We start from the raw sequence: 13,209 nt of genomic DNA on the forward strand, positions 1-13,209 counted from the left end.
CTGGGAAAGTCGCTATTTGCTCGCTGGTGCTTGCCCGTCGGCCTCAATACCCGTGTCTTCCAGCAGATAGCGCTTGAGGATGTCGAAGAAGCGGTCGTAGAAGACCTCGGAGTTGATGGTCTGGCTGCCCACCTTGACCAAGGATTCGCTTCCCGCCATGAAGGGCAGCGACACCGAGCCCAGCGCCGGCACCCCCACGCTGGCCGAGTTGTTGCTTTTTTTGACGGTGTAACTGTCCTGCACGCCAGTGACAAAGCCCAGTGTGACGCTGCCGCGCCCGCCGTCGGGCACGCAGACCACGCGGATCGTCATCTGCATATGCGATTCGGCGTCGGGCTGGAAGCTCTTGCCGCCTTCCACCATGTCCTTGCGAGCCACGTTGATCAGATAGCCCTGGCTGAGCAGCGCGCGCCGGCCCGCTTCGCAGGTTTGCTCCGGCGTGGCGTCAAACAGGCGCGAATGCATGTCGCCCGAGCCAAAGCGCTCCTGCAAGGCGTATTGGTGCGGGGCAGAACTGCAGCCAGCCAGCACCAGCGCAACGGCAAGCAGCGCACTGCGCGAAAACAAGGACCGAAGCGCCAAACCATGCTCCCGCAATCGATCTAAAGAATTATCAAAAATAATAGCAATTAACTTAGTCTGCATCAGCGGTAGCATCACTTTTTTTCAATTTTTTCTCCATGGAGGGGGCACAAACCATCTGACGCAGTGCATCCGCCACCAGCACCCCCACCGCTGTAAACACCAGACCGTACAGCACCCACTGCCCCGGCGCCAGGCGCTCGCCCAGCAGCAGCGCCACCACCACCAGCAGCACCGGCTCCACATAGGTCAACAGACCAAACAAACCCATGGGCAGCAACTGGCTGGCCGCCATGTACAGCGCCAGCGCAACAGCGCTCAGCACGCCCACCACCAGCACCAGCGCGGCCAGAGGCAGATCGCCCGCCACGACGGGCAGGGTGGAAGGCGCCCGCAGCACGAAGTACACCGCCACAGGCACCGCCAGCGCCATGTCCACCCAATGGCCGCCGAGTTTTTCGGTGCGCAGACGTCGGCGCAGCGCGAAATACAGCGGATAGCCCACCGCCACCACCCAGGTCTCCCACGACACGCCGCCAGCGCGCAGCAACTCGGCGCCAACGCCCGCAGCAGCCAGCGCCGTTGCCAGCTTGTGCGGGCCCGAGAGCCGCTCGCGGTACAGCACGCCGCCAGCGAGCACCATCACCAGTGGCAGCAGAAAGTAGCCCAGCGACACCGGCAAAGCCCGGCCTGCCATGGGTGCCCACATGAACAGCCACAGCTGCACGCCCACCATGGCGGCGCTCAGCACCAGCGCCGCGCCAAGCGCCGGGCGCTCGCGCACGCGCTCGGCCAGCGCGCGCACCTGCGTCCATTCGCCCCGCCACAGCAGCAGCACGGTAGTGAATGGCAGCGTGGCCAGCACGCGCCAGCCGTAAATCTCTTCTCCGCCGAGCGGCTTGAGAAACGGCGAAATCCAGTAGATGACGCCAAACAGCACCGAGGCCAGCACCGAAGCAATGACGCCCTTCAGCATGCCCAGGCCCGCAAAACGCCGCGCGCAGTCCCGGACGCGAAGCTCATCGCGCCCCCTGCTGCGCGTCCAGCACACCGGTCAGCAGGCCGGGCAGGCGTTCCGCCGCCATCTTGAAGCCGCAGGCCTGGGCATGGCCGCCGCCGCCCATGCTTTGTGCCAGGGGAATGCAGTCGTAGCCGCGCTGCGAGCGCAGGCCCACCTTGACCACACCGCCCTGGCCGGCGGTCCACATCAGCGCAAACGTACCCGAACGGCGCGATAGCAGCTCACCCAACAGGCTGTGGAACACCCCCGGTGCGTTCACCATGAGACCTGCCTCGCCGTTGAACACCACCGCTTGGGCGCCTTCGGCGATATCGGCGGCGAGTTTGCTGAATTTTTCATCCATCGCCTGGCCGCGCGCCATGAACTGGGCACTTTGCTCGGGCGTGAAATCGGCCAGCTCGCTCCAGCGCGCGAAGTCCTGCGGCTCCATGTCGAGCGCTGCCAGGTAGGCTGCGCTCTCGGGGAACTGCCAGTTCCACAGATCGCGGTCCTCCACATAGCGCACCAGATCGGGCAGCGGCACATCAGGCAAAAAGAACTCCCAGGCCAGACGCGCGCCCGATTTGCTCATGTCGAAATGCACCACGCCGCAGCGGCAGGCAAAGCCGTCCAGCGCATCTGCGGCGCTTTTGTGGTGATCCAGCAGCACCAGGCGCGCGGCACGCTCGTCGATGGCGCGCAGCAGCTCCGCAGGAAAGGAAAAATCAAGGATGTAGACCGCCCGGCCGTCGAGCGCCGGAAGGTCGGCCACGGTGCGTGCCTCGCCATGGTCCAGACCGCGCAGCTCCACGGCGCCGCCGTAAAACCGCCAGGCCGCCAGCGCCGCAGCAAAACCGTCGGGGCAATTGCGGCCGTGGTAGAGCACCAGGGGCGCGGGATCGTCGTGGCGCGGAGCCACCAGCAGTTGCAGGGGAAGGATGGTTTTCATGAACCCTCCATTGTCGCCGGCCTGCCGCGGCACTGCCGCTTGCGACTCTCGGGAACCTTGCAAGGCCTGCGCGAATCGAGCAACTTTCACGCACACTCGCCCCGTATGTTTCAGAGCTTCAAAGACTTTCTCTCGGAAATCACCCAAGCGCCCCAGGCCGATTCGCCCGCCGAGCGTGCACAGCGTGTGCAGCTCGCGGCGGCCGTGCTGATGGTGGAGGTGGTGCGCGCCGATGGCCGCCTGGACGCGAACGAGCGCGCAACCGCGCTGGCGGCGCTGCACCAACGCTTTGATCTGGCGCCCGAAGCACTCGCCGCCTTGCTCGATCAGGCGCAAGACAGCTCCCGCAGCGCCTACGACTACCAGCAGTTCACCAGCCGCATCAACGACGCCTTCAGCCACGACGACAAGGTCCGGCTCGTCGAAGCCCTTTGGCAGATCGCCTATGCCGACGCCCACATCGACGCCAACGAGAACCACGCCATCAACAAGATCGCAGGGCTGCTGTACGTGACACATGGCGAATACATCGCCGCCAAGATGCGCGCCAAGGCAGCAGCGAACATCCCGTAGTGCTTCTACAACGATAGCTGCAAGCGCTTGCCGAATAAGCGCTGGGCGCCTATTCACCTGGCTATGTAGTTGCCTCAGAAAAACCAGCAGACAACAGTGATAGCGCGGCTTTGATGGGTTCGCGCCTCGTGGGACAGTGCAAAAGCCGGGTCTCGCCCCGGCAGGCGAGCATCTTTTCTTTGCGCCGCCAAAGAAAAGATGCCAAAGAAAGGCGACCCTACTGTCCGTGACCCCGTGCTGCGCACGGGGCAATCTGCGATGCTCGCGCCGGGCGGGGTCTCGCTGAACTCGCGCTACGCGCTCAAACAGACACGAGCCCTGATCCGCCCGCCGCTGCGCTTCTCGGCACGGCCACAAGGGCTTATTGATCCGGCCCTGTGAAGTATTAAGCCGCGTAGCGAACTCGGCGATCCTGGAAGTAGCCAATAACCCGTTCCGGGTTTTGCTCCAGCATCGCCATATGATCGTTCGCGGCCTCGCGTAACTTGGCCTTGGTTCTGACCGGTACGCGCTTGCCCATCTCTTGCTTCAAATCCGCATTGAGCCGCTCTTCTGGGTTGAGCTGTGGGCTGTAGCTGGGCAGGTAGAACAGCTCAATTTGGTCTTTGTGTTCGGCCACCCAAGCCTTCACCAGCTTGCTGTGATGCACACGCAAATTGTCCAGAATCAGAAAGACTTTTTTACCTGCATCCTTGATCAAGGCTTGCAGGAATTCAATGAGCTTGTCGGCGTCAAACGCCTCGTCAATGATCATCCAGCGCGTCTTGCCCTGGTTGGTCACAGTTGCAATCATGGAGAGCTTGTGGCGGGTGCCGCCAATAGCCATGGTCACTGGCGTTTTGCCTGTCGGCGCATAGCTTCTGCCGCGCACATCCGTGTGGACCAAAGCGGTCTCATCGCCCCAGTGAATTTCGGCCCCTTCAGCTCTGGCGCGCTGCTCGATGCCGGGGTACTCGCCCTCCAACCAAGCCTGGACTGCGGCAGGGCTTTGCTCGTACGCACGCTTGATTGGTTTTTGCGGTGTGAAGCCCCAGCGGGTGAGGTACTTGCCGACACTACGAACCTGTAGTTTCATGCCAAATTCTTGTTCGATCAATTGGCCCACGGCCGCTCGGCTCCACAGGTGAAAGTCCATCTTGAGTTGCTCGGGACGCTTGTCGATGATCATTCTTTGAATCGTCTCTTCTTGCGTTTGACTGAGGACCCGGCCATCGCCTGGGCTACGCCCGCGCAAGGCGGGCCGAATAGCGCTCCAGCCGCCGGCTTCAAAGAGGTCAATCGCGGCGCGCACCGGCGGGTAGCTCAACCCTGTCATCGCCACGATTTGCATGATCTTGATGCCTTTCTTGTGCAGCCGCACGACTTGCTTGCGGCGCTCGTGAAGTTGCTCCAGTGTTTGCTTTCTTGCGTTTTCTTTTTCCATGGGCTTCTGACCATCAAACGCACATAAAATTCATACTTTATTGGGCCTTATCTATAGTACAACGGAAAGCCAAACATCCACACGGGCCATCGCTACTCTCGGCCTGCGGGGAGACAAGGTGGCCGATAGTGTGCGAATAGGCTCTTTCCAGGGCCGAGCGCAGCGATGGCCTGTGTGGGCTGCCCAGGCCCTTGTGGATGCGCCTGTGGGGGGGTGCTTGCGGGGTGGCATGCGCGCAGGTGCGCGCATGCTTTGTTGACTGGCTCGCCGTGGTTGTTCGAACGCAGCGGCACAGCAGCGAAGTGAGTTCCACGGCGCACCCCGCAAGTGCCCCGACGCAGGTTGCCCCGTAGCGCAGCGAAGCGGTTGCAGACAGCAGGGTGAGCCTTTTTTGGTAACTTTTTTCGGCATGAAAAAAGTTACTGCGCCGCCGGGCGCACATCCCGGCACCCGCCCTTTGCCACGAGGCGCGAACCCATCAAAGCCGCGCTTTCACTGGTGTCTATCGACTTTTCTAAGGCAGCTGGATCGTCAGGCCAGCTCGATTCAAAATTTCTCCCCACCGGCTCCGCGTAGGCGCGCGCCGACAGCGCCCAGCGTTGCCCTCTGCTGGCACACGGCATCCGCCGTCGGCACAGTGGAGCGCATGCGCATTCAACCCCATCCCCACGCACTGGCCACGCCCGCTCGCCATGGATAGCGCCTGGAACCAGATTGGCGGCACCGTGGCCGCAGAGTTTTCCGACCTGACCGACCTCTCGGACGCCACGCGCATCGTTGTGCGCCTGCTGGTGGCGGGGATGCTCGGCGGTATTCTGGGCTGGGAGCGCGAGCATGCCGGCAAAGCGGCGGGCGTGCGCACCCACATGCTGGTGGCCATGGGCGCCGCACTGTTTGTACTGGTTTCGCAGCAGATGGGGATCGAAGCGCCGGACATGAGCCGCGTCGTCCAGGGTATCGTTGCCGGCGTGGGGTTCCTGGGCGCGGGCACCATCCTCAAGGGCAGTGGGGAGGAAAAGGTCCATGGCCTGACGACCGCTGCGGGCATCTGGCTCACTGCGGCCATCGGTACGGCGGCCGGCCTCGGCCTGGAAGCCACCGCCGTCCTCAGTGCCGTGCTTGCCTTTGCCGTCCTGGGCGCCCTGCCGCTGCTGCAGCGGGTGCTGACGCGGCGCACCGGCGCACCCCCAGATCACAGCCAGTAGCTTGCAGCGGCGTCGCTCCGCTTCACACTTTGCATTGGCACGAGCGCTCGAACCGTGGCAACGACGTGCGCATGCCGTTTTTGCGCGCTCGTCCCACAAGGTCGGCGGTCCGGCCGGCTTCCAATAGGCTGTTACGGAGGATTTTTCCATGACCCAGCAAGCCACCATCAGCGGCGAAGTGACCTACACCCCTGGCGACGGCGCGCCGATCACCATTCCGCGCGGCCCCGTCCACATTGACCGGAGCGAGGACAGCACCACGCTATCCTGGACGGCGGACAACGACGCCGCAGGCTCGGCCGCCATGCCGCGCGATGAATTCGAGCGCTACGTGAGCGAAGGAAAGATCACGCTGGAAAAGGCGTGAATGCTACTATTTTGATAGCTATTTACGCATACCCATAAAGCGCTGGAGGCCAATTTGACTGATATTTTTGCCCCGCACGCACAAGACGTCCTCGATTTCTGGTTTGGCGAACTTTCTGCGCAGCAGCATTTCGCCAAAGACACGGCGCTGGACGCGCGCATTGCCGGGCGTTTTGGCGCTTTGCTGCAATCGGCCGAACGCTGCGAACTGGCGCCCTGGCGCACCACGGCGGGCGGCTGGCGGAAATCATCGTGCTCGACCAGTTCTCGCGCAACATCCATCGGGACAGCGGTCGCGCCTTTGCCAATGACGCCCTGGCCCTTGCCCTGGCACAAGAGCTGGTGGCGGGTGCGCACGACGCCGCTCTGCCCGTCGCGCAGCGCGCATTCGCCTACCTTCCCTTCATGCACAGCGAATCGCTGGTCATCCACGCCCAGGCCTTGTTGCTGTTTGACCAGCCTGGACTGGAAGGCAACCTGCACTTTGAGCGACTGCACATGGAAACCCTGCAGCGCTTTGGCCGCTACCCCCACCGCAACGCCGCGCTGGGCCGGCAGTCAACGCCCGAAGAAGAAGTCTTCTTGAAGCAACCCGGCTCGGGGTTCTAACCCAATATCAATCTGCCAGCGGGCGCGTGAGGTACACCGCCTCGCGCCCGACGATGGGCTCGCGCGTGGGCATGAAGACGGTGCAGCCCTGGCAAGGCGAGCGAATTTCGCTGGCGCCATCGGTGGCAATCAGTTCGCCCTCATCGAAGGTCTCGAACCCTACCAAGGGGCGCACAAAGGCGAAAGCCGGCGTCTTCACCAAGAAAGTTTCCAGCAACTCAAAACGCCGCGCCGGCATGACGGTCGCGCCGGGCGCCGAGGCCTCAATCAACCCGAAGTGGGCCAGAAATCCCAGTGTCACCGCGATGGCCGTGTCGGCCGACGCCTGGTGAAAATGCTGGCCGCATTCGGCCACCAGCGCCACGCCCGTGCCATCCGCTTCGCCATGGCGGCCGTGCTGGATCAGTGGCACGCCCGTGCCCAGCCCCTTGGGCATCACCAGATGCACCGCAGGCACGCCGATGGCGCGCGCCGCCTGGGCGTTGCGAGCAAACGCCGGATACACCCAGAACGGCTGCACGTCCTGGCTGGTGGAATGCAAATCCAGAATGTGGTCGGCCGCAGCCACCACCGGGCGAAGCGCCCTGGCACGCAACAGCTCGGGGCTCACGGCGGCGCCTTCGAGTTCGGCCACCGACCAGACGCGGTTCAGGTTGTGCACCAGCTGGCGGCTCTCGAAAGGCCGCTCGATGTCAAAGCTCTCGTAGGCCTGCACATTGGCAAAGCTGACCGTGAGCGTGCCAACCTGCGGCCGCACGCCGGTATCGAGCAAATGCAGCGCAGCCACCATGCCGCAGAACTCGTTGCCATGGGTCAGGGCATTGATAAGCACATGCGGTCCGGGCTTTCCGGAGTCCAGCCGGTGCACATAGTCCACCCCGGTATTGCCGGTGCGGTAGGCCGACAGATCGCGCGGCAGAACTTCGAAGTGGGGGAGGCTTTGGGTCATACGGTATAGGTTGTCACGGAGTCGTTGGCGATGTTTATTGCGGCACCAGTTCGACTGGCCGAAGCGAGCGCCACTGCGACAGCTTCGGCGCTGCGCTTGGACAGCGCCATGAAATCCTTGCCGGCGCTGCTGAAACTGGCCAGAAGATGGGTCCACTGGCCTGCGGCGGCATCCTGCGTCGAGTCGTAGAGCGGCTTGAATCCATGGCTTGTCAGCTCATTGACGTAGTTTCGGTACAACTCCAGCGAACGCGTATTGCCCGGCGCCTCGTACCAAAGACGCGTGAGCTTGCCTTCCAGCGCCAGGGGCGGTTTGACGTAGCGGCGGGCGCCCACGGCCAGATCAAACTCTTTGAACGTGGAAGTCTGAAACTCGATGGCGTCGAAATTGCGCGCGTCGTAGCCCACGATGCTGCTGCCCGCAAACCGCTTGAGCACCGGATGGTCTTTGGCACCGGCCAGGTCTTGCGCCGCAGCGCCGCCGGCCATCAGCAGGCACAAGCCCGCAAGCGCCAACCATGGGCGCAGAAATCGAGTGAGGGGCATAGGATCTCCCAACGGGCTGAAGGTCGAAGAAGCGCAAAGGCGCAATGTACGCCCGGAGACGGATTAAAAACTCCTGGATCCGAAGGCATACCGTCCCACCGCGATATTTGTCACTCCCAGTCAATGCCGCACCAGCTCCACGCGCCGGTTGCGCGCGCGCCCGGCGCTGCTTTGGTTGTCGGCCCAGGGCGCCAAGGGCCCTACCCCATGCGCGCTGAGTCGCCCTGGCGCCACGCCGAAATCGCGCACCAGCGCGTCTACCACGGCCTGGGCGCGCTCACGCGAGAGTTCGAGGTTGCCTTCAAGCTCGCCCGATGCGTCGGTATGCCCCACCACATAGAGCCGCACATCCGGCTGGGCCTGGAGGTATTGCGCCACGCCAGCGAGCACCGGGCGGGCGCCTTGCTCGAATTCGGCGCTGCCTGAGACAAAGTGCACGCCGCTGAGTTGGACATGTCCAGTCACTGAGAGCGCGTGCGTCAGTGCGTCGTCGGTGTGCGCGGCGACAACCGCCGGTGCACGCACCGCCGGGGTTTCCCGCAGCACGCGCGCTTCGACGATGTCGATGGCGATGTAGGCCCCCTGGCGCGCCTTGGCGCCGTCGTCGGCCTTGGGCCAATCCACGGCCACCAGGCGCACCGTGGTGTTGTCTTGCTGAAAGGTGCCAGTGCGCAGGCTGGCCGGGCGTGCGGCCGAAAAAATCTGCGGCGAGCGGTTGTTGGCAATGGCATCGCGTTTGCCCGGTGCAAAGCTGGCAAGAAAATTCACCCACTTGCCGGCAGCGGCCCCGCTGTCCTGCGCCGAGTCGTACAGCGTCTTGAAGCCCTGCGCCGCCAATGCCCGCACCTGGCTTTCATACAACTGTGATGCGGTGGCTTTCCCAGGCACTTCGTACCACAGGCGCGTGACGCGGCCATCGAGCGTCAGCGGTTGCTCTGCGTACTGGCGCCGGCCTGTTTCCAGATTGAAACCCGTATAGCTCGACGCCTGAAAGTCAATGCTGCCTTGCGCTGCCTGGGCATAACCCACCAGCGTGCTGCCTGCGGGGCGATGGATCAGCGGATGGTCACGCCCCCCCGCCACGTCTTGCGCAGATGCAGGCGTGAGCAGCGACAGCGCCAAGACCAACAACAACGACCAGCGCGCGAAAAGACCTGTGCGCATGCATTCCACCTTTTGACGAGAATTCAAAGAAAAAAACATAGAGTGCGCAGCGGCGGAAATCGTTCGGCCGTACTTTTTCCCGTCACTGGGCCGATCTCACGCAGCCCCGCGCTGCGCTGCGTCGCCGGCTCGCCCCTTGCGTCCCTTGCGTGCAGCCTTCCTGGCTTCGCGCTCGGCGTCGGCCAGCAGGCCGGCAGCCCGCCAGGCTTCAAACTCGTGCGGCGTCTCCAGCGTGATGCGGCCGAGCACGGCGCTGCGGAAATCGGTCAGCACGATTTCTGACGCCTTTTGCAGGTTGACGCGCCCGCCACTCATCACCGCGCCGCGCTTGCGGCCAATGGCGGCAAGCAGTTCGTCGTCGGGCATCCCGGCCACCGCCTCGGGCGCCAGATTCAGGCGGTAGCGCGCCTCCAGCAAGGGCGCGTAATGCACTTGCAGGCGGCGCAGCAGTTCCAGCGCCACCAGTTCCTCGTCGTAGGCGTTGCGGCCCACGGCGCCGCTGGCGGCCAGGTGGTAGCCGCTTTCGGGCGCGGCGATGCGCGGCCACAACATGCCGGGCGTGTCCCACAGGTAGAAGTCGTCCGCCAGGGTGATGCGCTGCTCCAGCTTGGTGATGCCCGCTTCGTCGCCGGTCTTGGCCTGGCGCTTGTTGGTCAGGGTGTTGATCAGCGTGGATTTGCCCACGTTGGGCACGCCGCAAATCAGCACCCGCATCGGCTTGGCCATGCCGCCGCGCTGGGGTGCCAGCAGGTGGCAGGCGTCGATCAGGCGGCGCGCGGGCGCAGGCTCGGAAGCGTCCAGCGCCACGGCCAGGGTGTCCTGCTGGGCGTTGTACCAATGCACCCACTGCGCCGTGCGCTCCGCATCGGCCACGTCCTGCTTGTTGAGTACCTTCAGCGTGGGCTTGTGGCCCGTGAGCTCGGCCAGCAGCGGGTTGGCGCTGGAGCCGGGCAGGCGCGCGTCAAGCACTTCAATCACGACGTCAATGTCCTTGATGCGCTCGGTGATCGCCTTCTTCGTCAGGTGCATATGCCCTGGAAACCACTGAATCGCCATGTATTGCCCAGCTTAGAAATGAACGCCTTGCGCTCGCACCATCCAGAAACCCCAGGTCATCCCCAGGCCATAAAGCGCCGCCGCTGCAATGCCCAAGACCAGCGCAGCGCGCAGCCGCGCGGGCTCGCTGGCGTGGCGCAGCAGCAGCGCGCCCGCCGCCAGCGACAACGGCGCTGCGGCCAGCGCGGCCAGCACAGGCCGGGGCAACAGAGCCGCAACCACCAGCGCAAGCACCCAGGCCTGTGCTGCCAAGGCCACCGCCAGATACAGCCAGGCCGCTCGCCGCAAGCCCAGGCGCACCGCCAGGGTGCGCTTGCCCACGCGCGCGTCGGCTGCGGCATCGGGAAAGGCGTTGGCGAGCAGGATATTGCCAATCATCAGCCCATAGCCCAGCGCTGCAGCGGCGGGCAGCAGAAAAAATTGACCCCGCTGCACATAGTCGGCTCCCACCACCACCAAGGCCCAGGCCAGCGCCACCGTCCCCTCGCCCCAGCCGCGCTTCATCAGCGCCAGGGGCGGCAAGGAATAGGCCCAGCCCAGCAGCAGGCCCACAAGGCCAAGCACCAGCAAACCACCGCCGCTGTGCGCGGCAAGCCAGATGCCACCCGGCACCACCACGGCGACCAGCGCCAGCGAAAAACGGCGCATGTCGGCAGCCGCCACCGCGCCGCGCTGCACCAGGCGCGAGCCCCCGGTGAAGGGATACAGGCCGGCGCGGTTGGCAGCGTCCGCCCCATTGAGCGCGTCTGCGTAGTCGTTTTGCATGTTGGCAGAGGCATGGGCCAGCAGCGCCAGCGCCCAGGTCGCCAGCGCACGCGGCCACGACAGCCCGCCGCCGCTGGCGACGGCCGTGGCCATGCCGAGCGCGCAGCCGATGGCGGTGATGACGAGAAAACCGGGCCGGGTCATGGCCAGGCAGACGGTCCAGGGAATCGGCGACGGGGAAACTTGGCGCAATGCAGGCACGGGAATGTGGGGGTAACCCTGAGCTTAACCTTGGGTTTGCGATACGCTCGCCGACAAAGCACATTCGCCCCATTGGCCCTTGTGATTGTGCGCCGAACACTTAAAAGTTAGGGTTGCGTTCCATGGACTACGACATTTTCATCAGCGGCGCCGGCCCGGCAGGGCTCTGCCTGGCGCGCGCGCTCTCTGGCTGCGGGCTGACCATCGGCATCGCGGACCCGCAGCCACTCTCCGCCCTGGAAAACCCGGCCTACGACGGCCGCGAAATTGCACTGACACAGCGCTCCGCCCACCAGATGCGTGCGCTGGGTCTGTGGGCACGCATCGAAGGCTACGAGCCCACGGCGTTCTCGCCCCTGCGCGACGCCCAGGTACTCGACGGCATGTCGCGCTACGCCATGCGCATCGAGCACACGCTCTCGCGCCACTCCGAACTGGGCTGGCTGGTGTCCAACCACCTGATTCGCCGCGCCGCCTTTGCCGAATTGCGTGGCGCACAAGACAAGAATGGCGACATCACCCTGCTGGCCGGCGAGAGCGTGGCACATGCCCACACCGACGCTGAGGGCGCGCATGTGCGGCTGGCCAGCGGCAAGGCGCTGTCCGCCCGCTTGCTGGTTGCAGCCGACAGCCGCTTTTCCGGCACCCGGCGCGCCATGGGCATTGGCGCCGACATGCACGACTTTGGCCGCTCCATGCTGCTGTGCACCATGACGCACCGGGAGCCGCACCACCAGGTGGCCTGGGAATGGTTTGGCTACGGCCAGACGCTGGCGCTGCTGCCCATGAACGACGCGCCCGATTCCGGCGCCCACCGCTCCTGCGTGGTGCTGACGCTGCCGCACCACCAGCTCGAAGCGCTGGAGGCCATGGAGGCGCCCGAATTCGGCCGCGCGCTCACCGCGCGCTTTTCCGAGCGCCTGGGCGCGATGGAGCTGGCCAGCACGCGCCACCTGTATCCGCTGGTGGGCGTGCGCCCACACCGTCTGGTGGCTGAGCGTTTTGCCTGCGTGGGCGACGCCGCCGTGGGCATGCACCCGGTCACTGCCCATGGCTTCAACTTCGGTCTGCTGGGCATTACCGCCCTGGCCGACGCCATCCGCACAGCGCAATCCTCCGGCGGCGACATTGCCGCGCCGCGCCTGCTGGCCCAGTACGAGCGCGGCCACCGCCGCGCCACGCTGCCGCTGTACCTGGCCACCAACTTCGTCGCCCAGCTCTACACCGCAGACGCCGGCCCGGCGCGCCTGCTGCGCGGTGCGGCCCTGCGCCTGGCGCAGAACTTTCCGCCGTTCAAGCGGGCGGTGGCGGCTTCGTTGTCGGGTGGCCACTAAGCGTTTTCTATTTTTTTGATAGCTGCTCGCGCTTGTCCAGTAAGCGATAGCGCGTTATTTCATGGGACTTTATAGCTGCCTCCGACAAAGATTGGAGAGCGCCATTTCGCAAAGGGCGGAAGCCGGGTCTCGCCCCGGCAGGCGAGCATCTTTTCTTTGCGTCGCCAAAGAAAAGATGCCAAAAGAAAGGCGACCCTGCTGTCCGTGACCCCGTGCTGCGCACGGAGCAACCTGCGATGCTCGCGCCGGGCGGGGTCTCGCTCAACTCGCACCTGCGGTGCTCAAACAGACGCGAGCCCTGATCCGCCCGCCCCTGCGCTTCTCGGCACGGCCACAAGGGCTCAGACATCCGTACGGGCCATTGCTTCGCTCGGCCCAAGAAAAAACCCGATGCGTCGCTATTGGGCGAACCGTTTCCCCCAGGCCGAGCGCAGCAAAGGCCCGTGCACTTCCCCGCCCTTGTGGATGCGCCTGCGGCGGGGTGCTTG

At 64.7% G+C, this 13,209-nt stretch carries 13 protein-coding genes and 1 pseudogene; 5 read left to right on the forward strand and 9 right to left on the reverse strand.

What is annotated here, in order from left to right:
* Positions 1-12: 12 nt before the first annotated feature.
* Genes C6571_RS01665 through C6571_RS01675 form a run of 3 tightly spaced genes read right to left on the reverse strand, consistent with a single transcriptional unit; the run spans position 13 to position 2,531 of the window.
* Positions 13-582: a DUF2242 domain-containing protein gene (locus C6571_RS01665; protein ID WP_245901354.1), complete on the reverse strand. Its 570-nt coding sequence runs from the start codon at positions 580-582 to the stop codon at positions 13-15.
* Positions 583-634: 52 nt separating this feature from the next.
* Entirely contained in the window at positions 635-1,558 is a 924-nt protein-coding gene (gene rarD / locus C6571_RS01670; protein WP_106445161.1) for an EamA family transporter RarD, read from the reverse strand.
* Between the two features lie 43 nt (positions 1,559-1,601).
* Positions 1,602-2,531, reverse strand: coding sequence for a DHH family phosphoesterase (locus C6571_RS01675; protein ID WP_106447973.1), 930 nt, complete (start codon positions 2,529-2,531; stop codon positions 1,602-1,604).
* A 105-nt stretch (positions 2,532-2,636) separates the two neighbouring features.
* Between C6571_RS01675 and C6571_RS01680 the strand changes: the two genes are divergently transcribed.
* Positions 2,637-3,104 (forward strand): tellurite resistance TerB family protein, encoded by a 468-nt coding sequence (locus tag C6571_RS01680; protein ID WP_106445162.1) that lies wholly within the window; start codon positions 2,637-2,639, stop codon positions 3,102-3,104.
* Positions 3,105-3,489: 385 nt separating this feature from the next.
* On the opposite strand, the gene C6571_RS01685 is transcribed toward C6571_RS01680, so the two are convergent.
* On the reverse strand, positions 3,490-4,527 hold the full coding sequence (locus C6571_RS01685; protein ID WP_106445163.1) for an IS630 family transposase: 1,038 nt from the start codon (positions 4,525-4,527) through the stop codon (positions 3,490-3,492).
* Positions 4,528-5,219: 692 nt separating this feature from the next.
* Between C6571_RS01685 and C6571_RS01690 the strand changes: the two genes are divergently transcribed.
* The 3 genes and pseudogenes from C6571_RS01690 (at position 5,220) to C6571_RS01700 (ending at position 6,707) form a co-directional block, all read left to right on the forward strand.
* Positions 5,220-5,732: an MgtC/SapB family protein gene (locus C6571_RS01690; RefSeq protein ID WP_106445164.1), complete on the forward strand. Its 513-nt coding sequence runs from the start codon at positions 5,220-5,222 to the stop codon at positions 5,730-5,732.
* A gap of 148 nt (positions 5,733-5,880) precedes the next feature.
* Positions 5,881-6,099: a hypothetical protein gene (locus C6571_RS01695; protein WP_106445165.1), complete on the forward strand. Its 219-nt coding sequence runs from the start codon at positions 5,881-5,883 to the stop codon at positions 6,097-6,099.
* A 42-nt stretch (positions 6,100-6,141) separates the two neighbouring features.
* A pseudogene (locus C6571_RS01700) lies at positions 6,142-6,707 on the forward strand (DUF924 family protein).
* Positions 6,708-6,714: 7 nt separating this feature from the next.
* Here C6571_RS01700 and C6571_RS01705 read toward each other — a convergent pair.
* The 5 genes from C6571_RS01705 to C6571_RS01725 all read right to left on the reverse strand — a co-directional run bounded on the left by C6571_RS01705 (position 6,715) and on the right by C6571_RS01725 (position 11,387).
* Entirely contained in the window at positions 6,715-7,656 is a 942-nt protein-coding gene (locus C6571_RS01705; RefSeq protein WP_106445166.1) for a M14 family metallopeptidase, read from the reverse strand.
* The gene (locus C6571_RS01710) at positions 7,653-8,201 is read right to left on the reverse strand and encodes a hypothetical protein (protein ID WP_146139290.1); all 549 of its coding nucleotides are present in this window, start codon (positions 8,199-8,201) and stop codon (positions 7,653-7,655) included. Before C6571_RS01710 ends, C6571_RS01705 begins: the two co-directional genes overlap by 4 nt.
* A gap of 120 nt (positions 8,202-8,321) precedes the next feature.
* Positions 8,322-9,365, reverse strand: a complete 1,044-nt coding sequence (locus C6571_RS01715) for an OmpA family protein (RefSeq protein ID WP_170094652.1) — start codon at positions 9,363-9,365, stop codon at positions 8,322-8,324.
* 96 nt (positions 9,366-9,461) lie between these two features.
* A complete protein-coding gene (gene ylqF, locus C6571_RS01720) occupies positions 9,462-10,421 on the reverse strand; it encodes a ribosome biogenesis GTPase YlqF (RefSeq protein WP_106445169.1) in 960 nt (319 codons plus the stop codon).
* A 12-nt stretch (positions 10,422-10,433) separates the two neighbouring features.
* Entirely contained in the window at positions 10,434-11,387 is a 954-nt protein-coding gene (locus C6571_RS01725) for a prenyltransferase (RefSeq protein ID WP_420852905.1), read from the reverse strand.
* Between the two features lie 122 nt (positions 11,388-11,509).
* Between C6571_RS01725 and ubiM the strand changes: the two genes are divergently transcribed.
* On the forward strand, positions 11,510-12,721 hold the full coding sequence (gene ubiM, locus C6571_RS01730; protein WP_106445171.1) for a 5-demethoxyubiquinol-8 5-hydroxylase UbiM: 1,212 nt from the start codon (positions 11,510-11,512) through the stop codon (positions 12,719-12,721).
* Positions 12,722-13,209: the final 488 nt, after the last annotated feature.

The organism is Simplicispira suum, from assembly GCF_003008595.1.
Classification (GTDB): domain Bacteria; phylum Pseudomonadota; class Gammaproteobacteria; order Burkholderiales; family Burkholderiaceae_C; genus Simplicispira; species Simplicispira suum.

Excerpts from the sequence above, each read along its gene's own strand:
- rarD (WP_106445161.1), bottom strand. The coding sequence starts at position 1,558 with ATGCTGAAGGGCGTCATTGCTTCGGTGCTGGCCTCGGTGCTGTTTGGC.
- C6571_RS01675 (WP_106447973.1), bottom strand. The coding sequence starts at position 2,531 with ATGAAAACCATCCTTCCCCTGCAACTGCTGGTGGCTCCGCGCCACGAC.
- C6571_RS01680 (WP_106445162.1), top strand. The coding sequence starts at position 2,637 with ATGTTTCAGAGCTTCAAAGACTTTCTCTCGGAAATCACCCAAGCGCCC.
- C6571_RS01685 (WP_106445163.1), bottom strand. The coding sequence starts at position 4,527 with ATGGAAAAAGAAAACGCAAGAAAGCAAACACTGGAGCAACTTCACGAG.
- C6571_RS01690 (WP_106445164.1), top strand. The coding sequence starts at position 5,220 with ATGGATAGCGCCTGGAACCAGATTGGCGGCACCGTGGCCGCAGAGTTT.
- C6571_RS01695 (WP_106445165.1), top strand. The coding sequence starts at position 5,881 with ATGACCCAGCAAGCCACCATCAGCGGCGAAGTGACCTACACCCCTGGC.
- C6571_RS01705 (WP_106445166.1), bottom strand. The coding sequence starts at position 7,656 with ATGACCCAAAGCCTCCCCCACTTCGAAGTTCTGCCGCGCGATCTGTCG.
- C6571_RS01710 (WP_146139290.1), bottom strand. The coding sequence starts at position 8,201 with ATGCCCCTCACTCGATTTCTGCGCCCATGGTTGGCGCTTGCGGGCTTG.
- C6571_RS01715 (WP_170094652.1), bottom strand. The coding sequence starts at position 9,365 with ATGCGCACAGGTCTTTTCGCGCGCTGGTCGTTGTTGTTGGTCTTGGCG.
- ylqF (WP_106445169.1), bottom strand. The coding sequence starts at position 10,421 with ATGGCGATTCAGTGGTTTCCAGGGCATATGCACCTGACGAAGAAGGCG.
- ubiM (WP_106445171.1), top strand. The coding sequence starts at position 11,510 with ATGGACTACGACATTTTCATCAGCGGCGCCGGCCCGGCAGGGCTCTGC.